This is a genomic window from Paenibacillus sp. ATY16 (assembly GCF_003399985.2).
GTDB classification, from domain to species: domain Bacteria; phylum Bacillota; class Bacilli; order Paenibacillales; family Paenibacillaceae; genus Pristimantibacillus; species Pristimantibacillus glycanilyticus.
Genome location: NZ_NMOK02000046.1, coordinates 92,992 through 114,355, shown reverse-complemented (window position 1 = coordinate 114,355; position 21,364 = coordinate 92,992). Strand labels below are relative to the sequence as shown.

The 21,364-nt window shown below is 44.2% G+C and carries 23 protein-coding genes and 3 pseudogenes; 5 read left to right on the top strand and 21 right to left on the bottom strand.

Features of this window, described 5'->3' with window-relative positions; genetic code table 11:
* Positions 1 to 44: 44 nt before the first annotated feature.
* The 3 genes from CFI03_RS24790 to CFI03_RS24780 form a co-directional block, all read right to left on the bottom strand.
* On the bottom strand, positions 45 to 401 hold the full coding sequence (locus tag CFI03_RS24790; protein WP_116394370.1) for a hypothetical protein: 357 nt from the start codon (positions 399 to 401) through the stop codon (positions 45 to 47).
* 511 nt (positions 402 to 912) lie between these two features.
* A complete protein-coding gene (locus CFI03_RS24785; RefSeq protein ID WP_116394369.1) occupies positions 913 to 1,812 on the bottom strand; it encodes an oxidoreductase in 900 nt (299 codons plus the stop codon).
* 64 nt (positions 1,813 to 1,876) lie between these two features.
* A complete protein-coding gene (locus CFI03_RS24780) occupies positions 1,877 to 2,635 on the bottom strand; it encodes an SDR family oxidoreductase (protein WP_116394368.1) in 759 nt (252 codons plus the stop codon).
* A 257-nt stretch (positions 2,636 to 2,892) separates the two neighbouring features.
* Here CFI03_RS24780 and CFI03_RS24775 point away from each other — a divergent pair, with 257 nt between their 5' ends.
* On the top strand, positions 2,893 to 3,477 hold the full coding sequence (locus CFI03_RS24775) for a TetR/AcrR family transcriptional regulator (protein WP_116394367.1): 585 nt from the start codon (positions 2,893 to 2,895) through the stop codon (positions 3,475 to 3,477).
* A gap of 457 nt (positions 3,478 to 3,934) precedes the next feature.
* On the opposite strand, the gene CFI03_RS24770 is transcribed toward CFI03_RS24775, so the two are convergent.
* From CFI03_RS24770 to CFI03_RS24705, 14 genes and pseudogenes are all read right to left on the bottom strand, one after another.
* On the bottom strand, positions 3,935 to 4,192 hold the full coding sequence (locus CFI03_RS24770; RefSeq protein ID WP_116394366.1) for a hypothetical protein: 258 nt from the start codon (positions 4,190 to 4,192) through the stop codon (positions 3,935 to 3,937).
* A 156-nt stretch (positions 4,193 to 4,348) separates the two neighbouring features.
* Positions 4,349 to 5,104: a hypothetical protein gene (locus CFI03_RS24765; RefSeq protein WP_116394365.1), complete on the bottom strand. Its 756-nt coding sequence runs from the start codon at positions 5,102 to 5,104 to the stop codon at positions 4,349 to 4,351.
* Positions 5,105 to 5,166: 62 nt separating this feature from the next.
* Complete coding sequence (locus tag CFI03_RS24760; RefSeq protein WP_116394364.1) at positions 5,167 to 6,141, bottom strand: hypothetical protein; 975 nt, start codon at positions 6,139 to 6,141, stop codon at positions 5,167 to 5,169.
* A gap of 152 nt (positions 6,142 to 6,293) precedes the next feature.
* Complete coding sequence (locus CFI03_RS24755; protein WP_116394363.1) at positions 6,294 to 7,139, bottom strand: ornithine carbamoyltransferase; 846 nt, start codon at positions 7,137 to 7,139, stop codon at positions 6,294 to 6,296.
* A 249-nt stretch (positions 7,140 to 7,388) separates the two neighbouring features.
* Positions 7,389 to 7,775 (bottom strand): annotated as a pseudogene (locus CFI03_RS24750) (YdhK family protein); the annotation flags it as partial.
* Positions 7,773 to 7,946, bottom strand: a pseudogene (locus CFI03_RS24745) (cation transporter); the annotation flags it as partial. The pseudogenes CFI03_RS24750 and CFI03_RS24745, both read right to left, overlap by 3 nt.
* Before the next feature lie 395 nt (positions 7,947 to 8,341).
* Positions 8,342 to 8,482 (bottom strand): hypothetical protein, encoded by a 141-nt coding sequence (locus CFI03_RS24740; RefSeq protein ID WP_248760582.1) that lies wholly within the window; start codon positions 8,480 to 8,482, stop codon positions 8,342 to 8,344.
* 78 nt (positions 8,483 to 8,560) lie between these two features.
* Entirely contained in the window at positions 8,561 to 9,016 is a 456-nt protein-coding gene (locus CFI03_RS24735) for a hypothetical protein (protein WP_116394362.1), read from the bottom strand.
* A 2-nt stretch (positions 9,017 to 9,018) separates the two neighbouring features.
* Positions 9,019 to 9,801, bottom strand: coding sequence for a hypothetical protein (locus tag CFI03_RS24730; protein WP_116394361.1), 783 nt, complete (start codon positions 9,799 to 9,801; stop codon positions 9,019 to 9,021).
* Between the two features lie 168 nt (positions 9,802 to 9,969).
* Positions 9,970 to 11,124 carry a serine hydrolase domain-containing protein gene (locus CFI03_RS24725; protein ID WP_116394360.1) on the bottom strand — a complete coding sequence of 385 codons (1,155 nt, stop codon included), beginning with the start codon at positions 11,122 to 11,124 and terminating at the stop codon, positions 9,970 to 9,972.
* A 68-nt stretch (positions 11,125 to 11,192) separates the two neighbouring features.
* Positions 11,193 to 11,834, bottom strand: a pseudogene (locus tag CFI03_RS24720) (pentapeptide repeat-containing protein); the annotation flags it as partial.
* Between the two features lie 137 nt (positions 11,835 to 11,971).
* Positions 11,972 to 12,637 (bottom strand): TetR/AcrR family transcriptional regulator, encoded by a 666-nt coding sequence (locus CFI03_RS24715; RefSeq protein WP_116394358.1) that lies wholly within the window; start codon positions 12,635 to 12,637, stop codon positions 11,972 to 11,974.
* Positions 12,638 to 12,892: 255 nt separating this feature from the next.
* Entirely contained in the window at positions 12,893 to 13,339 is a 447-nt protein-coding gene (locus tag CFI03_RS24710; RefSeq protein WP_116394357.1) for a hypothetical protein, read from the bottom strand.
* A gap of 3 nt (positions 13,340 to 13,342) precedes the next feature.
* On the bottom strand, positions 13,343 to 14,335 hold the full coding sequence (locus tag CFI03_RS24705; RefSeq protein ID WP_349292496.1) for a DUF3231 family protein: 993 nt from the start codon (positions 14,333 to 14,335) through the stop codon (positions 13,343 to 13,345).
* A gap of 236 nt (positions 14,336 to 14,571) precedes the next feature.
* Here CFI03_RS24705 and CFI03_RS24700 point away from each other — a divergent pair, with 236 nt between their 5' ends.
* On the top strand, positions 14,572 to 15,414 hold the full coding sequence (locus CFI03_RS24700; RefSeq protein ID WP_116394355.1) for a sialate O-acetylesterase: 843 nt from the start codon (positions 14,572 to 14,574) through the stop codon (positions 15,412 to 15,414).
* Positions 15,411 to 15,944: a PadR family transcriptional regulator gene (locus CFI03_RS24695; RefSeq protein WP_116394354.1), complete on the top strand. Its 534-nt coding sequence runs from the start codon at positions 15,411 to 15,413 to the stop codon at positions 15,942 to 15,944. The genes CFI03_RS24700 and CFI03_RS24695 overlap by 4 nt, the downstream gene beginning before the upstream one ends.
* A 73-nt stretch (positions 15,945 to 16,017) precedes the next feature.
* Here the strand turns inward: CFI03_RS24695 and CFI03_RS24690 are convergent, their stop codons facing one another.
* Positions 16,018 to 16,863 carry a LysR family transcriptional regulator gene (locus tag CFI03_RS24690; RefSeq protein WP_116394353.1) on the bottom strand — a complete coding sequence of 282 codons (846 nt, stop codon included), beginning with the start codon at positions 16,861 to 16,863 and terminating at the stop codon, positions 16,018 to 16,020.
* Positions 16,864 to 17,001: 138 nt separating this feature from the next.
* On the opposite strand from CFI03_RS24690, the gene CFI03_RS24685 reads away from it, so the two are divergent.
* Positions 17,002 to 18,096 carry a Gfo/Idh/MocA family protein gene (locus CFI03_RS24685; protein ID WP_116394352.1) on the top strand — a complete coding sequence of 365 codons (1,095 nt, stop codon included), beginning with the start codon at positions 17,002 to 17,004 and terminating at the stop codon, positions 18,094 to 18,096.
* Positions 18,097 to 18,203: 107 nt separating this feature from the next.
* On the opposite strand, the gene CFI03_RS24680 is transcribed toward CFI03_RS24685, so the two are convergent.
* Complete coding sequence (locus CFI03_RS24680; RefSeq protein ID WP_116394351.1) at positions 18,204 to 19,250, bottom strand: SDR family oxidoreductase; 1,047 nt, start codon at positions 19,248 to 19,250, stop codon at positions 18,204 to 18,206.
* Between the two features lie 115 nt (positions 19,251 to 19,365).
* Between CFI03_RS24680 and CFI03_RS24675 the strand changes: the two genes are divergently transcribed.
* Positions 19,366 to 19,899 carry a TetR/AcrR family transcriptional regulator gene (locus CFI03_RS24675; RefSeq protein ID WP_116394350.1) on the top strand — a complete coding sequence of 178 codons (534 nt, stop codon included), beginning with the start codon at positions 19,366 to 19,368 and terminating at the stop codon, positions 19,897 to 19,899.
* A 313-nt stretch (positions 19,900 to 20,212) separates the two neighbouring features.
* Here CFI03_RS24675 and CFI03_RS24670 read toward each other — a convergent pair whose 3' ends face one another.
* Together CFI03_RS24670 and CFI03_RS24665 are read right to left on the bottom strand one after the other, a co-directional pair.
* Positions 20,213 to 20,518: a DUF1330 domain-containing protein gene (locus CFI03_RS24670; RefSeq protein WP_116394349.1), complete on the bottom strand. Its 306-nt coding sequence runs from the start codon at positions 20,516 to 20,518 to the stop codon at positions 20,213 to 20,215.
* Between the two features lie 76 nt (positions 20,519 to 20,594).
* Positions 20,595 to 21,245, bottom strand: coding sequence for an NADPH-dependent F420 reductase (locus CFI03_RS24665; RefSeq protein ID WP_205411935.1), 651 nt, complete (start codon positions 21,243 to 21,245; stop codon positions 20,595 to 20,597).
* Positions 21,246 to 21,364 lie beyond the last annotated feature (119 nt).

Below are 21,364 nucleotides of genomic sequence, written 5' to 3'. Positions count from 1 at the left end.
TCAATTGTATCGCCAAACTTTTCAATCTTGCCGCCGTAGGCGTATTAAACAACAAACGCATTTTTTTGCTTGCAAGTTTCACGAGGAGTAGTTTCTTCTGCGAAGACAAAGTTCTCTGTTGCTCCATTCATAGCCGTCTCAGATTCAAAAATATAAACTTTAATTTCTTCAGGTTTGCCTACATCTTCATTTGCATTTGCTATGGTGAAAAAAGATGGCTTCACATTGTTAAGAGCGTAGGACTTACCATCACGTGATAAAGGAACCACCGAAGGACCTTCGGTTCGAATTGCTGTTATGACGTCATCCAATGTCAACTTGCTTACGGCTTTCCCCCCATTTGAGCAACCAGATAACACTAAAACAATAGCAAAGATGAAGATTACCGCTTGAAATTTCATTTCATATTCCCCTTATTTCGTAGATACTTCATATGACGTTCTATTTATGACAATTGTTACTTTCAAGCTTTTGGTAATTAATGGTTGATTTTCTTCGTTGCGGTTAAGCAAAAACTGCCCGGTAACGCAATAAAGCTGCCGATTACATACCGACAGCTTTATTCGTATGCTATGCAACTATCGCCTCCCGTTAGTGATAAAATTGCCAAAGCGAATGTAAGACTCGCAAATTTTTTCATTCAATTCTCCTCTTAATACTTTGTTTTTTTGAACATTACTATCAAGCTTTTAATTAGTCTATCGATAATTCATGCCCTATCGCAACGAAGGCAGCCGGTCAATTAGACCCGCTGCCTTTTTGTAATAATTGAGCTATAGTTTCCCGTTACTTGAATCTACCAATTTCATAAGCATTCTCTATTTCTGACTTGTAGTTGTCCCATTTAAAGTAGAAAGGTCCACTATCGAGAAGTTGCTTGTTTCGGGAAACATCCCCCTCCTATCTCCGGGATCAGAGAAGCCCATACTTCACTTGAGTCAGTTCCTCGGAAACCGTCCACAACCGCCGCGCAACTGCTTCGTCATGCGAGCTCGCACTCGAAACGACCTTCTTGGGGTAACCGCGCAATTCGAGAATCGTTGGCCCAATGTAATCTCCACCTCGGACGTCTGGCGCAGTGGCTGCATACAGGGTCGGCAAAACACCCATTTTCGGGGTCTGCGCGAAAATCGGATTCAGGCGTCGCATCATGTTGGAATGCCGCAGCGCATTGGTCGCTGACCAGCCCGGATGCGCAGCTACCGCTAGCGTTGATTGGCCCGCTAAAACAAGCCGGCGCTGCAACTCATAGGTGAACAGCAGATTCGCCAGCTTGCTCTGAGCATAGGCGCGCGCTGGATGGTAATTCCGCTCCCAGTTCAGATCATCAAAGCGAATAACTCCCGACCGATGCGACAAACTGCTTACGGTCACAATGCGTGCGCCCGGCGTCGCGTCGAGCCTATCCAGCATCAAACCGGTCAGCGCAAAGTGCCCCAGGTGATTGATCCCAAATTGCTGCTCGAAGCCCTGCACTGTCTTCCTGTAAGGCGGCTTCGCCACGCCGGCGTTGTTGATCAGGAGATCTAGCCGATGGTAGTCCTGGCGAAAGGCCGTCGCAAAAGCGTGAACGGACTCCAGATCACCCAAATCGAGCTTCATAACTACGACCTTGCCCGACGGCTTAAGTGCTTTAATCTGATCAGCGGCAGTTTTAGCGTTAGCGATACTGCGGCAGGCCATAATGACAGTTGCCCCTTTGGTGGCTAACACCCGTGCCGCTTCCCAACCAATGCCGCTGTTTGATCCGGTTACAATGGCCACTCGTCCGGTCTGATCTGGCATATGATCTTCTGTCCATAGTGTTGTCATGTGGTTTCTTCCTTCCTCTGTTCAATCCAAAAACTGGTGGTCAACTTCGAGCTTGGACACGAACTTAGATCTGAGAGCCGCCTCCGTCCACTGGGATTTCAGCTCCGGTTGTGTAAGTCGCGTCAAACGCAAGGAATGCGGCTGCTTTGGCAACCTCGAGGGGGTCACCGAAACGCAGCATGGGGATCTGCTGACTCATCTGCGCTTTGGTCTGTGCTGCAGCTTCGGCTGGCATTGATCTGTCCATGATACCGGTGTCTATGGGGCCGGGGCTGACCGCGTTGACGCGAATCTTCTTCGGCAACAACTCACGGGCCAAACTGCGCGTCATGGAGCGCAGCGCTGCTTTACTGGCCGCATACGCATTGAGCATCGGGATCCCCACTGTATTCGCAATCGAGGTGGTGAACACCACGCTGCTTCCTGCGTTTAGCAAAGGGGTCAGTCTCTGCACGGTGAAGTACGGACCTTTGGTGTTGATTGTAAGCAACTCGTCATACACTTCCTCGGTCATCGACTCGAAGGGGATAAAGCGCGTGATGCCGGCGTTTATGAACAGGGCATCGATCGTTCCAAACTCAGCCTTTACCCGGTCGGCCAACTCGTCGATATCCGTTAACGATGCGGCGTCGCTCAGCACTGCGACCGTATTGCTGCCAATATTTTCACGGGCTGTATCAAGCTTAGCCTGGGTACGCCCGGTGATCATAACGCGCGCTCCTTCATCCGCCAGCAACTTCGCTGTCACGAGCCCGATCCCGCTGCTGCCTCCCGTGATCACTACATTCTTGCCTGCGTATTTACTTCCAGTATTGTTTTCCATCTCCATCGTCCTCCCTTGGTTTATGTGCTAAACTAACGGTCAAATGTTGGGATTGAGGCCTTTACTTTGAACCAACGATTGACCCAACAGTGTAGTAAAAACAACACTGTCTGTGCTAATCTTATCTATACGGTTTGGGTTATACAACCAGTAAAAAACCGTTTTTGTGGGTTATCCAACACACTTACTTAATTGTCCTTTAGCTTTTCTAAACGCATGATAACCAATATATCCTGACTGAGAGGGTGGAGCATAACATGCTGACTAACACAAACGATCCCCGTGTGAGACGGACGCGTCAACTATTGATGGACGCTTTTATGGAATTGCTTGAGAAGAAGAGGAATGTCTCTTCTATTACTGTACAAGATATTACGGCTTACGCGACCGTAAATCGCTCCACGTTCTATGCGCATTTTGAAGACAAATTCGCATTTCTTGAGAGCTGGATGCGGGAAAAATTTCTAGAGAAGCTGAAGGAAGAGCTGCCTAATGCTGCTTTATCCGATGTAGGTAGCCTGCGAACGCTTATTTTAATCGTTTTCGATTTTCTTTTCTGTACTCGTCCGTATATGACTTTAGCTGATCGTCAGTATGAACCGTTATTTGAAGTCGCGATGCAAAAGGAACTGTATAACCTATTATTTACCTGGTTAAGTGAACAATCAGAATCATCCGTTTCACGAGAGACGGTGGAGACTGCCGCCCGGATTGCTAGCTGGGGCATATTTGGATCAGCCCTGGAGTGGAGCAGACATCCGGAATATTTATCGGCAGAAGACATGGCGCGGGAAGTTTTAGTGGTCATTGCTGCTGGTATAGCACCCGTAATAGGGGAATAATTAGTGCCGCGTACTGGCAGCTCGGTAAAAAAAGTGCCTGAGCAAATATTCGTCAAGATGCGGGGCGACTTGAGAGTCGGTCTGTAACCTTTGATAGAACCGTAGATTTATCAAGCATTTCTCTCATATCGAATAAGTGTCAATCCACGAACGTTAAATTTTGTTGGTGACTGACCATTAATAAAAACAGCGGCAGTCCAAGACTTTATAAAAAAGTCTAGACTGCCGCCGTTGTCATTGAACTAACATTTCCCGTTAGAGTGTAATAAAAAATTGTTGGAACTTTGACATACCTTATCTCTTGTTTTATTTTTTTCACAGCTGACTACTTCAACGTAATTCGACTTCAAAATTGAGAATGGATCTTCTGATAAGCATCAAACTGAGCAGATAGGTACGCATCTTTGCCTGTAATTTTTAAATTTAGCACATATTTAATCCTTGCATTAGTTATGCTCTAGAGACCAAAACTGTTAAATATACCTTCAAAAATTACTAAAAGATAAAAATAGAATTTGTACAATGAGCTTTTATTTTTTATGCTCTCAATAACAATTTTAATCGTTGAAGCAGTTAAACAAAAATCCATTTTTTCTGATAAATCCTTTTTGTCTACAATGATATTCTCATCACAATAGATAGTAATAGTTCTTGGGGAATGTTCAAATGGGTCTTCAATGTACTCCAATGAAAGATTAGCGGTCAAGTTTTCCATGTTTCATCCTCTGAGCATGCTCACTATTTATATAGTACATTTTGTATTTTATCTAAGGAATCAAGAAAACTTAAGAGGTAGTTATAACCAAGAAAAAAAGGCTGCCAAATTATCGGCATCCCTGTGTGATTTTCTTATCGAAACAAACGTTCTCCGTTAGCTTAGCAATCGAGCGAGTAACGACTCTGCCTCATGAGTCCTTCCCATTTTAAGAAGTTCATTCGCATGACGTTCAATTATTATCCTGTCAGAAGAGAATGTATGCTGCAAGTTCCGAATTGAAGCAAAAAATGCTTCTTTCTCCTTTGCTCCTAAAGGCGGAGTCAATATGCCCAGAGAATCTTCCGTTAAAGTTGTTATCTGTTGACTCCGTTCAAACCGAATCTCTTGCAGGTATTGGACAGGGCACGGAATTGGTTTCAGGTTAAATCTTTCTTGAACTTCGTTCAAGACCTTCTCTTTCTCTCGTTTCCATCGATGATGATCAAACCATTTTGAATTCAGATCTTTAGCCTCTTCCTTGCGAACACTCTCAAGATACGCTTCTTCACTCGGATAATCGTTAAGCAATGCCAGTTCGTCAAATAAGTGTATCGAAAAAAAGTCGTGCAGATTTCGAGCAACAAGCTGTATGCGATCTGAATCCATTGGTGAGACCTGTATCACTGGTGCTTCATCCAAGTCTTTGACAAGCCCAAAATTAGTTAACAAGGCGTAGTGTATACCATCTACTCCAGTACGTGCAAACGGAAAAGAATCCACAGGCGTACAGAAATACCCTGCCTTCTCATTAAAATCAATTCCTAGGAAAAGCCCCATAGGAGTATCTAAATACTCTACTTCTCGGGAAAACTCTTTCTCCCAAAGCAATATTTGTTGAAGCAGCATGGGGGTCCGATACTCAATGGTCATTACTTTAACCTCACAATTAAATTATTTTCTTGAAATGAATTCAGGTTAATTGCTGAACTTACTTACCGCCTCGAACTGACGTGATTAATGGTTAAAAGTTGATTATGCAGCCATTTCCCGTATCCGGTCCAATTGTCTTCCTGATCTGGATTAGTATTTCGTAATTCCTCATAAATGGCAAGTGATAAGGACATCCCGCCATTTTGTGTTTTAAGGTACTCGACACACTCTTCATGAGTTCTTATATTAAGTTTTAGGCTAAGATACGCATCTGCTCCAACTACAAAATATTCTTCTGGACTACTATTGTAATTAGTAACTAATTCTTGATACTGCTTTTCAAATTCATTATTTTTCTTCCGGAGCTCATCTTGGCATTGCTGGGCATTTGCCGAGTCAGGGAACCCATGCAATGACTCGTGTATACAGAGGCAGGCCAATTGTTTTGGAAGATGCATGTACCCATGAGGACCAGGATGTATCGCCATTCCTCCGCCAGGCAACTGGAAGGCGATTGGTTTAATATATGTAGCAAGATATACTATTGAACAGATTGGTTGGGAAGCTCCTAGAAACTTGTTGATTTCTCTTCGTATATCATCAAGGGGATAAGACTTGTTCATCACATAGCCATATTGTTTGGCTAGCCCTTCCAAATATGGCTTAGCTCTGCTTTCCCATGTTTCGTCTAGCCCCAAGTCCTTTAACATTTTGAAGCATTCATGAAATACCTCCCGATAGGGAAGCAATATTTGTAGGCTTGATTTGCGGAGGTTGGTAGCATCCTCAAAGAAACTGATCACTTCATCTAGTGTCATGATGTTTATTCGATATAACTCGGAGCACAGCTTCGACATTGATATAACGCTTCTAATTCGGGCAATTAGAGATAATCCTCTTTCACCGAGTTTTTCCATCCACTTTTCCCTTACATCTGAATAATGTTGGTTATAAAATGGGTCATTCGAGACTGCGTTTAATAAAAGGATCATGTCCAATGCTTCATTTGTTTTAAATGACCAATCTGTTTTAAGCAACACACCACCACCTCATTACTCTACTCGTCATAAGAACTGATTCTCCAATTACCCTTATACTGCCCTCACTAGTCGAATCATTTTTTGATTTTACAAAGGCAGCTGACCATTATGTCAGCTGCCATCGTGTTGTCTTGAGCTATCGTTCTCTGTTAGGTTAATAAGCATTGCATAATAACCGCTTGTTGTACGAAAAGTAAATCCTCTTTGAATGTATAACCAACGAAGTATTCTGAGGATATGGCTTCCTCACTTACTTCCTCCTCCCGAAAAAAAGGTGGACACGGATTCAACATCGCTCCATTTGGAGCCAGTTTCATTCTCTCGAGAGTGATCTGGTACTTTGCTATGTACTGTTCATTTCTAAGTTGATCAGGTAATGAATCCGTTAAAACAACATCGCTAAACCTAATGACTTCGTTGAGGTCAGTATAAAACTTATAATTTTTTGAATCGCATCTCATTTCGTGGCCCTTCAAAAAAACGTGATTAAACTTTAAATCCATTACTTCTGCTGCTGTTAACCATGACCTGCAAATATTTCCACCAGGTCCGACAAAAGTGTAAGTGAGATTCTGAAATTGTTCCCTTCTTTTATGTATAGCGTATAAGTCAGATATGATCTCACATGGATGATTAACAGCCGTCATTGCATTAATTACAGGAATATTGGAGTGGCGAGCTAATTCAGTTATTTTTAAAAAATCAGCATGCCTTACAATCACCCCGTGAGCCCAATTTTCGATGTATTTAATCACATCTTTTAATTGCTCCTTTTTGTCCAAGGCCTCTGGCGGGAATATTATGCATTCTCCTCCCAGATCTTTAATTCCTCTCTCAAAAGAGATTCTTGTCCTTAGGCTTGATTCAGGGAAGAATAAGATAAATGTTTTTCCGATCAAAAAATTTTTATGCATGCCCGTTTTTAGTTCATCTGTTAAGCGGAAGATGTTAAAGATGTCACCGTACGACAATCCATTAATGTCTAGTAGGTTCATTCAATCACCCAATCGCATATAAATTCACTTTATAGTATATTTATACAATAATAGGGTTACATTGTCCAACATTAGTCATTGGAACTATTCTGGAATAGCGTAACAAAAAAGCAGCCTATATCGGCTGCTTCCAAACGATTCTTTGGTTAATTCTGCTGCGATTAACTTATCGCTAAATTAGTGGTTCATACCCTGCATCCCATCCGTATTATTCTCGCTATTACCGCTAGTTGACTTTGATTCTGCAGGCGACAATTCGCTTTCGGTTACCCACATATGATTTTTCACCGGTGCTCCGCCATTTGTTGGGGTGTAATCAACCATGTATACAGTCGTTTGCTCAGCAGACACAATCTCAGCTGTTGCCCCCATCATGCCAGGCATATGATCAGCATTCAGTACGACTTGAGCACCCGGTTGCAGTTCTTTTTCCCCGGCGTCTTTCATTTCTTGTTGAATGACCCATTTATGGCCCCTTACTTTTTCCCCGCCATTTGTAGGTGTGTAATCCACTACATAAGCTGTTGTCTTATAAGCTCCAACAATCGTTGCAACCGCACCTTTCATCCCAGGCATATGCCCCTCTTGTATAACAGCTTGACTTCCAGGCTTATAGGTAGGGTTTGGCTCCTCTTTATCCGGATTGTAGGTTATGGACGCTTTCTCAAGCGCGAAGTTCACGTTGGTTTCAGCAATGCCTTACATTTTGCTTAAACCTTTTTCTATTCGATTTGCACATGCGGCGCATGTCATGCCCGATATTTGCAATGTCGTCTGCTTGTTTTGCTTTGCTTCTGTACTCTCCATGGATTCCTCACCTCATGCATTATATACCCCCATAGGGTATATAAATTTGTAAAAAGAAGGGCCACCGGCTGTGGCCAAGTTGAGTTTCCCTACACCGTTTAGCACCGACTGAATGGCTGAAATCTGAACAACTTCCTTTTGGTTTGCCACAATGATCACCTCACATCCGAACTATACAATACCCCCCCTAGGGTATGTCAATGAGGCAATTTTATTTAAGTAAAAAATAGGCTTATTGTATAAACTATCCTGGCCAAGCGCTTAACAAAAAACGCAGCCGGCGTATACGCCGGCTGCTGCCTTGCTGTTGAGGTATCGTTCCGACTGGGGATCTCTGATCTTCTGCCGGCTTGTTGTTAAAGTTTTATATTCTTCTGGTTTCTGAAGTTCGTATATCAAACCTTTTTCTTTTTTAATTTCGGCGGTAAGAAGCCGGCTTTTTTATTAACTTGAGCATCAAAATATTCCAGCTCATTATAAGAACTATCTATTCTTTCGCCGAAATATTTTATTTTCTTTAATTTCCTTTTCATCATAAAGCCTCCCGAAAAATAATAATACACTTTATGACCAAAAAAATAATCGGACTATGCATTAGTCTAATTAGCCAATAGTTACGTTATAGCCAAGCCTAGAGCTTTATGATCCCATAGTATATCCTCCACAACGGATACCTGATTGGCCTCACACGTCACAATGAGTATGATATCGCCTTTTTTCCCTTTTCTAAGTTGAAGCTGATTTTTGTTCCGCTTTGAAAGGTAAAGAAACCAATTCAGGGCAACTCCTATAAGAAAGCCTATAACTGAACCAGTAATTCCCCAAATAATTGGTCCCCCTTGCCATACGAACCCTTTGCTTGTGCCAATGGTTCCAAACATAAAGGCAAAAATCATACCTTTATCGATAAAGGAAATCCCATCTGCCCGGTGAATGCTGTCCAGAAGCCTCGGTTCTTTTTTACGCAAATCAAGCGGTACAGCGTAAATAGCTGTTATCCCCTTTTCCTCAAGTTCAGAAATGGCTATTTCAACAAAGGTTGAATGCTCGAATGTGGCCAAGACTTGCATCGTTACTTCTCTCCAATTGTGATGAGATGCCCTGCCGGCTGGTAATTTTCCAAAAGAAATTGTTTTTGAGCATCATCAAACAGTTTGTTATTTTCAATGGTGTTCGTATAGGCATCATATAGGGTAAAGAAATAAAAAGAAGGGAAATACAATAACCATTGTTTATCGAGAACCGACGAGGAACTTCTCACATCACCTAAAATTAGATCGTGAATGGCTAGCATTATGTTGGAATACCATGCGATAAAAATCGTACTGACCAAAATAAATGTGGCTAAAACAATGCGATGTAAGTACAGTTGACCAAGGCTGGGGATTCCCATGGACCAAACAAGAGCTACCCATGGTTTGCGTTTATCGAGATAATTAATCTCCAGTGCTCCGATGCTAAATTCATTAAAGCGGCCCTTTTCCCTCTTCGCCAGAAGATAGACTTTATTCAAATCAACAGCCGTTCGATAACTATCATAAATCGCAAACAAATAAACAGGGATATAAAGCAACAAAAATTTAGGGTCCAATACCTCTCTAGCTGCTTGGAATTGACCGTTAAATGTATGAACGATAGCTAAATTCAAATGTATTTTCTGATTAATATAAAACTCCCATAAAATTAGAGCATATCCGCGTAAATATTTATTTAAGAGTAAATGTCCAAAACCGGGAAAAGCCATTGACCAACAAGCTATACTGATCGGATTACGCTTATGTAATTGTGTTGTTCCCAATATGCTGGCGTGTGCAATGTACCGCCTGTTGCGATACTTATCCCTGAAATTTTCCACAATTAGTCCTCCCCCTAACTTTACCAACAAGATTATATTACCTTCCAATTAGAGGGAATATACATTTAGCTATACTCTTGTCTGCTCTTGTGAATAATGGTACCTGCCCAATCGCTTAATAAAAACAAAGAGCGGACTGCCGTGGCAATCTGCTCTTTGTTAGTTCAACTAAATTTCTCCGTCAGCCGACTCGGCATGCCCGCCGCCGAACACCTCCTCGACGAGCCTCTGCATTACCTTCTGGAACGCCACTGCCAGGGACATTGCGGCGTCGTCCACATAGTTTATGGAGGCGGTCAAGGTCTTGCTGCCGTCGGGCGTGCTGTACATTAGTGCCGCGTAGCCCGAAATGCCGCCGTTGTGGGTGATGATGGTACCGTCGCCGTTCGGGCCGGCGTCCTGCACGAACACTCCCAAGCCATAACCGACTTTGGGATGCGGCTTGATCATCTCGGCCAGCAGCGGGGCCGGGAGGAGCTTGCCGCCCATCAGCGCGGAGATGAAAGTGTGGAGATCCTGGGTGGTCGAGAGCATGTCACCGCCGGTGGAAATCCAGGAGGGGTTCTGGCGGGTAATGTCAACCGTCTTCTGCTCGCCGGCGTCCTCGTATCGATAGTAGGCGTGGGCGTGCGGCTCGGGGATCTCCAGCTGAGTATCTGGTACCCGTGTACCCGACAGCCCAAGCGGGCCCAAAATCAGTCGCTGCATCTCCTTGGCGAGCGAGCAGCCGGTGACCTTCTCGATTAGCAGCCTGGCCAGCACGTAGTTGGTGTTGGAATAGCTCCAGTCCGTTCCCGGATCGAATCGTAACGGCCTGGACAATGCCAACCGTACCAGCTCCTCCGGCCGATAGGTCTTGAATCGGTTGTCTACCCACTCCTGGCCTTGCCATGGGATTCCCGGCACGACCGTTCCGTCTTCATAGTACTCGCCGGTGAAGTTGAACACCCCGCTGGTGTGTTGCAGCAACATCCGCACCGTGATCCGCCGGTCCAGCCCGAACTCGGGCAGATAGTCAACCACCGGATCGTCCAGCCCGATCCTGCCCTCGGCGACCAATTGCAGCACCACGGTCGCGGTGAAGGTCTTGGTGTTGCTGCCTATCCGGAAGTGTCCGTTTACAGGCGGCTTCGCGGTCTCGCCCAACCTGCTAACCCCGGCGCTGCCGATCCACTCGCCCTTCTCATCGTGCACGCGCAGCTGCACCCCGAGAAAACCGGAATCGACTATCTCCTCAATGGCCTTCTGTAGCTCCGGGCGATCCTGGTCATTAGTGAATTTTCTTTCCTTCCTATTTTCTGACGAAGTAGTTATCTTTTCCATTTCGTATCCCTCGCTTTATTTATTTGGTTTAAACTATCCTCTATCAAAGAATCCGCTTTTGTTTCTCTTTAAACGACTGTAACCTTAGACAAATTGGCATCCATGCCTTTGAGAGCAGCAAAGGTCAATTTATCCATCGTTGCACCGTCAAAGCAGATGGTTTTGATCATACGGTAGTACTTTTTAGTCAAAGTAAAGCCCGGATGGAAAGAAACATTCTTAAATGTAGCGCCCTTGAACGAAACGTCGGTTAACGCGGTTTTCTCGAACTTGACGCCAACAAACGTCTGTCCGTCCAAACATTTTCCGCTCAAATCCGCGTCCTTGAAGTCCACCCCGTCAAATAAGCAATCTTCAAAAATCGTTTTTCTAAGATCGGTTTTCGCTAACGTGACATCCGTCATTCTCACTCCTCGGAATTTGGCTCCATCCAGCACGGAGCTGGTGAAATTAGTTCGTACAAGGATCGTCTTATTGAAGCTCGAATTTGTCAGGTCAAGCGCGGTAAGTTTGCAGTCCGTCAGATCCGCGCCGTCAAAATCGCTTCCGCGCATCTCGCTGCTCTTGAACGTGCTGCCGGTCAAATTGGCGCCAGAAAAGTCGGAACCCGAGATCGCACTGCCTTTAAACTGTCCTTTAGGGGCCGTAACGCCCGCAAAATCGCTTTTTACCAGGTTGCTTCCGTTAAAGTTGGTCACTACATTCCGTTCTTTCATTGTCAATTTTTGATTCATATCATTCACATCTCCTTAGAATAGTTTTTAGTTTTGAACTCAGGTTAGCTATACATACCAACCGATGGTATGTATAGCTGTAAAAATAAAGCTGCCCTTAGGCAGTTTACTTCTTACTTCTCTGTGCTGACTTCTCTAGCTGAAATACGGAACAGTTCCTCGTATCTTTGAAGCATTTGCTCATCGAACAGGTCAAGTCCCAGGCCTTTCAAGATTTCATCGAATAGCTTTACCTTGTTTAACATCATCTCGGGCGAAGCCGGGATAACCGACGGGTTAAGCCATAGATTGGTGAGAACAAGCAACACTTCGCTAAGCTCCTTCGGATACTCGGTTCGGATCGAGCCGTCTCGCACGCCTTGTTCGATGATGGGCTGGATATAGACGGGTATCGCTTTTTCAATCATGTGCTCGATCTGGGCTGCCAGCAGCTTCGGATTGCGCAAAAGGTTTGGTGCCACAGCTGCCATTTCGCTCTGAGCGGGATTGCTGAGCGAGACGCTGGAAATCTTGCGAAGCTTTTCCAGACCATTTAACTCCTTGTCGTCCCGGACGCCGGACAACATCTCGTCAACATCTTTGTACAGATGATTGATTACGGCCTGCATGATCTCTTCCTTCGACTTGAAGTGATGATAGATGGCCCCTTTTGTCAGCCCCCCCAGTCCGTTGATGATATCCTGAATCGAGGTTTGCTCGTATCCTTTTTCAATAAAGAGATCAAGCGCCACCGTTAGGATTTGGTTGGTCGTTTCCTCCGGATATTTATTTCTTGCCATTTGCTCTCTCCTTACATACATTCGGTTGGTATGTAAACAATATATGCCACTTCCCTTTAAATGTCAACACCCTGAAACAAGAATTTACCGAGACGGATACATTCTTCGCGGTTTTAGATTTTGATCTTGAATCCATTATGTATTATTATAAACTGCCTTTATTACAACAAAAGCTGCATCGGTTCCTTTGATCCGCTGCAGCTTTGCCCTCTGCATCGACAGGTTTTTAGTTTTCCATTGAGTTACTCGGTGCGTTTATGTGTCTTTTACACGGTTCCGAAAGAAAGATTGAAGGCCTATTCCGACAATAACACCAGCACCGATACCTAATAACCCAAGCCAGACCGCTCCCAAAAAATCCTTTGAATAAACAACACCAATCGTCCCAAAGAAGGCACCGAAAGCAAAAGGGAGTGAAGCATTCACTTTTAGCTCCTCACCTGCATCCTTGTAGGCGTCCCAAATTCCGAACATATAGACACAAGGGTAGAACATTAGCCATTCCATATTTGTTTGCTCGATTAGTGGGAGATCCCCATGAAAGCTCGTGATAATAACCCAATTCAAATGAGACTTCAAGTTAATAAGAAATTCCAAAGTGATCAGCAGGATGCCCTTTATATATTTACCGTTAAGGAGCTGACCGAATCCTGGCAAAGCGACACTCCACAATAACGCCTCGGTGCGGGACGCTTTGGCCATTTCCTACCCCTTTGCTAGCGCATTACGATCCGCCGCTTGCGGGGGCTGTTCCATCCAGCCCAAATCGATCATGGTGTTGGCTCCATCCTCAACGTAATTTCCTACTTCGACGATGAATCTTGCGAATGTAGCCGCCACGTCATGTCTTGCGCTAAAGGCCAACGCATTGCCATAGGTTCGGACCCGCATGGCGAACATGTCCATTTTGTGGGTAAGCATTATTTTATCCGAAAATGGCGATACGGTTGAATCGGTTACGAGATGATTCAAGAGAGGATGAGTAGGCAAATCGTTTTTGTGCAGCAGTCTCGACAAAATATCGTACTGCTTCAGTGCGATTTCCTTCCCTCTCTTAAAGTAATTCCTAACTTGCTCCCGCTCCGCCGCTTGGCAGAAGCCTACCAATACGGCGCAGCTTGTGGCGTTATTTTGAATGTTATCGTAAATATGAGTGATTTCCAGCGATTGAAGCGGACGCACATCACCAAAGAAACCGTCTAAATACCGCTGTTTTTTGACGAAATCGATTCTGTCCGGAACGGGAATATAAGGCGGTTTGACCAAAAGTCCTTTTGCATCCAGCAAATCGTTTACGTCATTGATTAATTTAATTGTTGATACGAGGCAATCGGTAAAAAATTCACGGACATCCGGCCGGCTCATTAAAGGTACAGCGATTCCGTAGACACTGATCCCCGCTTTGCTTGTATACTTTAAGTAATGCAAATAAAATTCATCGGCATACAACCGGGGAGCTTCTAAATTTACGTCTTCTTCCGTATAGCCGATCGGTACCGGATGACCCTCTTGGGTGAAAATATTAGCTACCGTTCTCGTGAATCGGTCGGCTAACTGAAGTGCTTCATTCAGAACATCTCGAATATTTGCATCGTCCACATTTTGTAGAAAATAGCGCAGCACGCACCGTGCCATACTGTTTCCCATATAAGTTATCCATAGTTTTCCGATTTCAGCTGACGTTAATGTATTAGACATATCTCCTTCTGTTTGGATCTTGTTTTCGTCTTGTAGTTTTTGCATGGGCCACCTCTTATGTATTTAAGTTGTAACAACATCCTTTTTTTGTAGGTAACCACGTTATTATTTGATTTTGAGCCACAATAAATACTTAGACAATGCAAACATCGTCCAATTGACCATAGTCTAATCAGACTATATAATATTTTTAGTCTAATTAGACTATAACAGTGGTGCAAAGGAGTAAAGATTATATGATAAAGTCATTTCTAATGTTGGGCCAGTCTAATATGGCCGGCCGTGGATTTTTACATGAAGTCGATCCTATCTATCATGAAAAGATAAAAATGCTGCGCAATGGACAGTGGCAGATCATGACGGAGCCGATTAATTACGACCGTCCGGTTTCCGGTGTAAGTCTGGCGGCGTCTTTTGCCGATGCCTGGTCAAAAGCCAATCCCGATGAAGAAATTGGTTTGATTCCTTGTGCGGAAGGTGGCAGTTCCTTGAATGACTGGCATCCGGAAGGCATTCTTTTCCAACATGCTTTGTCCGAAGCCCGCTTCGCCCAGCGTTCCAGTCAAATCTGCGGAATCCTTTGGCACCAGGGTGAGAGCGACAGCTATCGTTCGCTGCATGAAACTTATTACGAGAAATTAACCCTTATCATCGAGACCCTAAGAAACGAATTGAATCTTGATGAAGTGCCTTTGATCATTGGCGGACTTGGTGATTTCCTTGGGAAGACTGGTTTTGGACAGCACGCAACAGAGTATCTACAAGTCAATGAACAATTGCAGAACTTCGCTAACGAACAGCAAAATTGTTATTTTGTAACAGCGGCAGATTTGACCGCGAATCCTGATGGCATTCATTTAGACGCGGTTTCGCAACGCAAATTCGGCTACCGCTATTTCGAGGCTTTTTCGAAAAAATGTCATGTCATGGAACCCATCCCGGGAGAGGAGCAGTCACTGAAAGTGAAGCGCGACTATTCGAAAACAGAACAGATTTACATTCATAGCATGGACTTAGCTTTGGGTAAAATGACGTACGCGGAATTCGAGGCGCAGATGGTGAAGGTGATGCAGCCTTGATCCCCTTACTCATCCTTGGCTTGCTCATCCAAAATCCCGGCGCTCACGGCTACGAACTACTGGCCTTAATGGAAAAACGCCATTACAAATACATTGTAAACTTCACGAAAGGCTCGTTTTATTACAATCTGCAGCAGCTTGAAGAGAAAGGCTGGATTGAACAGATTCAGCAGAATCCTTCAACCAGTGGGCGCGAAATTCGGAACTTTAAAATCACCAGATCGGGAATGGTTGAATTTGAAAAATTAATGGTCAAATACGGCACCAAATCTGAATATGTGAACCTGCAATTTTATGGGGCGCTGCTCTTTGCCGATGAATACGACAAAAACAAATTACTGGAACTGATCCAATCGCAAATAGACCAGACTAAAACCCGAATCGCCCTCCTTGATGAATACCTGTCCAACACACAAGAGCTTCCTGGCACAATCGATTACTACCGCCGCATGAACGAAAATTCCCGTTCCCATCACTTGGTTAACTTAGAATGGTTTGAGCAATTGAAAGCAGAAATGTCTCCTTTTTAGCAATAAGAAAACCGCCTTTTTGAAAAGGCGGTTTTCTTATTGCGTTAATTCCTCAGCTGTCTGCGGATATGAACTATAAGCTCTGGCTAATTTTGAAAAACTGCCGTTCCAAAGGCGACAACTCGTAATTTGTTCGAGTAACTAAAAATTTATCAATGTACCGATATTCCTGCGGAAGCTCCATGAAATCGGTAACTCCGAACTCTCTGACAGTGGTCTTGGAAACAAGAGCGACGCCCATGCCTAGGCTTGCAAGACGAAGCAGCGTTTCCAATACGCCGACCTCTGTTTTAGAAGCCGGATGACTGCCGTGAGCCGAATAAATACGCTGCAGAATAGAGGCGTACAAGCAATTTTTGGACAGGATAAGCATGGTTTCGCTTTGCAAACATTGGGCCAGACTTGCTGCAGTCTTGACTCTTTTGCCGACCAGAACCAGTTCTTCACTGCCGATTGGCCAGTAATGGAGCTGCTGCAAGTCCGATTTGCCAAAGGTATAGGCCAGATCAATATTGCCTTCGATCAACTCTTCCTCCATCTTTTCAGTGGAACCGGTTATGAGCGTAACCGACATGTTGGGGTACTTTTCGTATAAATCGGAGAATGCTTTTGTGATATTTTCGCTGATCACGGATTGCATGATACCTAAACGCAGCTTTAACTCCCGGCGATTCATTTCCTGCTCGGTCTCTTCCCACAGCAGCAGCAGTTTTTTATACTGCCGATACAGCTTTTCTCCCTCAGGTGTCAATTCCATTCCGCGTGAGCTCCGGAAAAACAGTTGCTGCCGGTAATGGTTTTCGATCTTTTTTATTTTTGCCGTCATGTTGGACTGCAAATGATTCATGTTCGAAGCTGCTGCAGAAACACTTTTCAGCTCGGCAACAGTAACGAATGCCATCATATTTTCAATATCCATAGTCATCCCTCTATCAAAAAAAATGATATGTCTATCTCAAATATACATTATTCATGATGGAGTATCTACCCTATATTATGGATATGCGGACGGATTGCTTTGCCGCTTTTAAGTAGATCCGAACAGGAGGCATACAAGATGAACGGTTCCATTATTAAGACTGGAATTATCGGAGCGTCGCTTAATAATCACTGGGCAAGCCAAACGCACGTTCCAGCACTTCAGATGAGCAACAAGCACCGCATAACGGCGGTTGCCACATCCAAAATGGAAAGTGCTCTGGAAAGTGCCTCTGCTTTGGGTGGGGTTCAAGCTTTTACAAACCTAAGCGAATTATGCGAAAGCCCGGAGGTGGACCTGGTTGTCGTCAGTATCAAGGTGCCATTTCATTATGAAGCTGTCAAAGCAGCCATTGGAGCAGGCAAACACATTTACTGCGAATGGCCGCTGACAGTAACTGCGGCTCAAGCCGAAGAATTGGCGGTGCTTGCCGATCAAGCCGGCATTCATCATGCCGTCGGTCTTCAGGCCAGACAATCCGCTGTCATCCAAGACATCAAGCATCGGATCGAATCCGGTGAGCTTGGCCGGGTTTTGTCCTGCAATATGCGCTTATCGACCACCAGGGGGAGTGTTACGAGCCGTGACAGTGCCTATCTGTTAAAGGAGGAAAACGGCGCCACGCTTCTAGCCATCAACGGCGGACACTCGCTGGATGTGCTTTGCCTCCTGCTTGGGGACTTTAAGGAGCTGTCGGCTACCATGATCTGCAATTATAATGAGGCTGAGGTGTTGGAAACAGGTGAAAAGGTTGCCAAAGACGCAGCCGACCAAATCATGGTTGAGGGGCTGTTAAGCAGCGGTGCCTCCGCGTCAGTCCATATTCAGGGCGGAACTTATCCCGGATTTCAACTGGATATTTACGGAGAAAAAGGGATGCTTCAATTGAAGCAGCAGCATTCTGTCGGCCATGTACAGTTTGGCAACCTGCAGGTGTACCAAACATTGTATGCTTCTGGCATCCCGGCAGCGCATGACGACAAGTACTTCACGGCACTTCCTGCAGAGGAAGAATCAATGAAGGTTCTTGTTTCGAAGGCGCAAGAGCGTTTTGCCGAGGATATTCTTGGCGGTACTTTTCTTTTGCCCAGCTTCCACGACGCGGCCCGCTTGCATAGGCTGCTGGAGACCATCAAGCTCGCGGCTGCTACAGGCATTAGACAGAAGCTATAAGCTTTCGAAACGGCTGGCCATTAAGGAAGCCATCCGAAAAGGAAGACTAGGGGAAGAAGCAATATCACCTTCCCCTAAGCTTCGAGAAGCTTTATTCATTATTTTTTTTACGACTTCTTCTGCTCTTTAATGAGCTTTATCATGCTCTTCCCCGTTGCAGATATGGCTTCTTCCGCCGAACGCGGTGTCCATCCAAGTAAACGTTTTGCCTTTTGATTGCTAGTTGACATATCTTTTCCGAGGAGCGTTGCTATCATTCTTAATTGTGGTTTAAAGATTGCGATCGCACGAACCACGATATTTGGAAGTTCACCTTTTGGCGCGTTTTTAGCGTCTTCGCCCAAATGTTTTCTTAAAATATTCGCAATATCCAACATTGACAACGTCTCTGCGCTAGAGGCGATAAAACGCTCTCCATTTGCCTCGGGACGCAACATGGCCAATAGATGCAAATCGGCAACATCACGAACATCTACATAATCGGAATAAATTTTAGGGACATACTTTTGATTACTTTCCAGCATCTGTCGAATGCTATTGTTTGAATGAGAATAATCATTGCCTAAGATCGGCCCCATCACTCCAACGGGATTTACCGTTGCCAGTTCTAAACCGTTTCCTTCTTGGCGAATAAATTCCCAGGCCGCCTTTTCGGCAATGGTTTTGGATTTTTGATAGGGATGAATATTCGCGTCCGTATTCGACCAATCTTTTTCGGTGAAAGGTCCTTTATGATTCTTGTGGCCCACACCGATCGCTCCGAAAGCGGAGGTTAAAACAACTCGTTTGACTCCCGCGTCACGCGCGGCTCTTAGCACACGCAATACGCCATCGCGTGCGGGTTGAATCATTTCATTCTCGTCTTTATACACTTTATTAGGCGTCGGGGAAGCAACATGAATGACATATTCCGCTCCTTTAACCGCATCGCCCCAGTTCTGATCATGAGATAAATCCGCTTGAATAAACGAAAGGCCTTCAAAGCAGGAAACTCCGCCTGATCTTAGCATATCTCTTACTTCATCTTGTCTACTCATGGTACGAAGCGTTGCTCGGACACTGTAGCCTTGCTCGAGTAATTTCAACATAATATGAACCGCGATAAATCCTGAACCGCCAGTCACAAGAACTAAGGGCTTGTTACTCTCCGTCATCGTGAATGCTCCTCTCATTGACGTTACACTTGTAACAGTTGTACACTATTTTAAAGCTGAATATTATGTAAAACAAGTGGACGACAAACATCTGTGACAAAATGGAGGAAGTGTAATGGCAGCGACGGAACACGCCCAAAACATAAAAAAAGACACTAAAGAATGGATTGCTCTTGCGTTGCTGGAGCTTTTAAAGACCAATCGGCTTTCAAAACTAACCGTTTCAGAGGTCGTCAAAAAAGCCGGCGTCAGTCGAATGGGATTCTATAGAAATTATGAAAACCTTGAACAAGTATTGAAGGAATACTACGAACCTAAATTCGCGGATATTTTTAATAAAATCGCCAATAAAAAAAACCATGAACAGAAAATAGCCGATCTAACGAGCTTTTTTCTTGACCTATCCAATGATTTTCACATGGCGATCGAAGGCGATTATATCGGGCTGTTTTATCAACTTTTCAAATCTCACGTTGCTCAACTTTACGATGAGATTATCCCCTTTCCGGACTGGACGGGAGCGAAACGAAACTACTGGATCGACTTTATGAGTGCAGGCGTTTTTGAAATTTGGGTGATGTGGATTAAAAATGGTCGAAAAGAATCCATTGAAGAAATCTCGACGCTTATTCGGTTATTTCATAAATAAATGTTTCAGCAATCTTAGTCGCAACTACGCTCGGTTAACCTGGCAATGTTTTGTTTTAGCGGAATCGGATCGTGAACTTATGAAGAAGGCCTCCCCCTTCTTGTCACTCCTATTTTCGCCGTTACTTGTGATAAGGTTCACATTATCGCTTCTATCGGCGAAAAATAAGCGGTGGTACTTGAAATTTCTCTGTTACTTGTTTTACATCTCTCCCAACTATTGGTGACGGTAAGTTATTGGGCCATCCTTTGCAGGATGGCCCTTCATTATCTCGCTTTATTCAACTTTCGTTCCTCGTTAATTGAATTGGGGACTATGAAGGTTGCGGTCCCTCATATCCCTCAATAATAACAAGATCATTTTTTGACGCAGGAAGTCTGAGTTTAATTGCCTGCTGATACTCCGTTGAATGCCAACAGTCAAGTTCAGATTGATAGGAAGGAAACTCAACAATCGTATTCCGGGATCGGGCACTTCCTTCTGGTACCAAGTGATTGCCCCCACGAACTAGAAATCGAGCACCATACTTCTTATGAATCTCAGAGGTAGTTGCCATGTATACTTGAAATTTTTCTTGGTCGTGGACATCAATGCCTAAGATCCAATAACCTTTAACCATTTTTCTTTCTTTTCCATTTAGTGAATTTCAATATAACCAAAAAAATATTGTGAAAATCATTAATCAAAACTGCCCGTTACTCCGAAAAATGCCCTTTATAATCGCTCCCCCATAGCCCCCAGGATACATAGGGATAGTGGCCGTAGCGTTGAGATAGCTCTCTTGAAAATAGAGTCATACGTTCAATGGTTCGGTTGTTTTTAAGCGTTCCTGCGTCCAAAAATCGAAATGGAAGGGGCTGCAGAAGCTTCATGACTATCTCTTTAGCCCCTTCATCATCTGAAGTAACAAATACATCGCTTTTGATGCCTTGATGGACAGGTTGATTAAAAACCTTCCAGAAAGTATTTTTAAAAGCTCCCACGACCTTGGTATCCGGTAAAGCTTGTTGAATTTCCTCTGCGGCAGAAGTTCCCCATTCTATAGTGAGATCGGAAAAATCCGAAGTGAACGGAACGCAAATATCCACCAGTATTTTACCTTTCAATGCTTCTTCGTTATGTTTTGCCCATGGCAGTAGATCACGAAACCAAAGCGTGTGAAAAATTACATCAGCGGCAAGTGCCTGGTCATAAGATCCAGGAAGAGCCTCAGATCTGAGCTCCTTAATCAAGCCATCGACCTTCTCAATAGAACGCGATCCCCATATTACATTTTGGATTTGAGGTGCTGCGGCCTCAATCAAAGCCTTACCCATACGTCCGGTTCCTATAATGCTCACTTTCATAATATCCCTCTCCTTACTAAAAGTTATAGAATCACATCAACAATTTACCACTATTTGAATAAGTACGGAATTTCCATTATGCTAGATGGATATAACAAAAAGTTTGAACTAGGGTGTGA

Excerpts from the sequence above, each read along its gene's own strand:
- CFI03_RS24680 (WP_116394351.1), bottom strand. The coding sequence starts at position 19,250 with ATGACGGAGAGTAACAAGCCCTTAGTTCTTGTGACTGGCGGTTCAGGA.
- CFI03_RS24700 (WP_116394355.1), top strand. The coding sequence starts at position 14,572 with ATGATAAAGTCATTTCTAATGTTGGGCCAGTCTAATATGGCCGGCCGT.
- CFI03_RS24785 (WP_116394369.1), bottom strand. The coding sequence starts at position 1,812 with ATGACAACACTATGGACAGAAGATCATATGCCAGATCAGACCGGACGA.
- CFI03_RS24665 (WP_205411935.1), bottom strand. The coding sequence starts at position 21,245 with ATGAAAGTGAGCATTATAGGAACCGGACGTATGGGTAAGGCTTTGATT.
- CFI03_RS24735 (WP_116394362.1), bottom strand. The coding sequence starts at position 9,016 with ATGCAAGTCTTGGCCACATTCGAGCATTCAACCTTTGTTGAAATAGCC.
- CFI03_RS24740 (WP_248760582.1), bottom strand. The coding sequence starts at position 8,482 with ATGATGAAAAGGAAATTAAAGAAAATAAAATATTTCGGCGAAAGAATA.
- CFI03_RS24675 (WP_116394350.1), top strand. The coding sequence starts at position 19,366 with ATGGCAGCGACGGAACACGCCCAAAACATAAAAAAAGACACTAAAGAA.
- CFI03_RS24710 (WP_116394357.1), bottom strand. The coding sequence starts at position 13,339 with ATGGCCAAAGCGTCCCGCACCGAGGCGTTATTGTGGAGTGTCGCTTTG.
- CFI03_RS24770 (WP_116394366.1), bottom strand. The coding sequence starts at position 4,192 with ATGGAAAACTTGACCGCTAATCTTTCATTGGAGTACATTGAAGACCCA.
- CFI03_RS24765 (WP_116394365.1), bottom strand. The coding sequence starts at position 5,104 with ATGACCATTGAGTATCGGACCCCCATGCTGCTTCAACAAATATTGCTT.
- CFI03_RS24670 (WP_116394349.1), bottom strand. The coding sequence starts at position 20,518 with ATGGTTAAAGGTTATTGGATCTTAGGCATTGATGTCCACGACCAAGAA.
- CFI03_RS24685 (WP_116394352.1), top strand. The coding sequence starts at position 17,002 with ATGAACGGTTCCATTATTAAGACTGGAATTATCGGAGCGTCGCTTAAT.
- CFI03_RS24780 (WP_116394368.1), bottom strand. The coding sequence starts at position 2,635 with ATGGAAAACAATACTGGAAGTAAATACGCAGGCAAGAATGTAGTGATC.
- CFI03_RS24790 (WP_116394370.1), bottom strand. The coding sequence starts at position 401 with ATGAAATTTCAAGCGGTAATCTTCATCTTTGCTATTGTTTTAGTGTTA.
- CFI03_RS24705 (WP_349292496.1), bottom strand. The coding sequence starts at position 14,335 with ATGTCTAATACATTAACGTCAGCTGAAATCGGAAAACTATGGATAACT.
- CFI03_RS24715 (WP_116394358.1), bottom strand. The coding sequence starts at position 12,637 with ATGGCAAGAAATAAATATCCGGAGGAAACGACCAACCAAATCCTAACG.
- CFI03_RS24690 (WP_116394353.1), bottom strand. The coding sequence starts at position 16,863 with ATGGATATTGAAAATATGATGGCATTCGTTACTGTTGCCGAGCTGAAA.
- CFI03_RS24755 (WP_116394363.1), bottom strand. The coding sequence starts at position 7,139 with ATGAACCTACTAGACATTAATGGATTGTCGTACGGTGACATCTTTAAC.
- CFI03_RS24775 (WP_116394367.1), top strand. The coding sequence starts at position 2,893 with ATGCTGACTAACACAAACGATCCCCGTGTGAGACGGACGCGTCAACTA.
- CFI03_RS24725 (WP_116394360.1), bottom strand. The coding sequence starts at position 11,124 with ATGGAAAAGATAACTACTTCGTCAGAAAATAGGAAGGAAAGAAAATTC.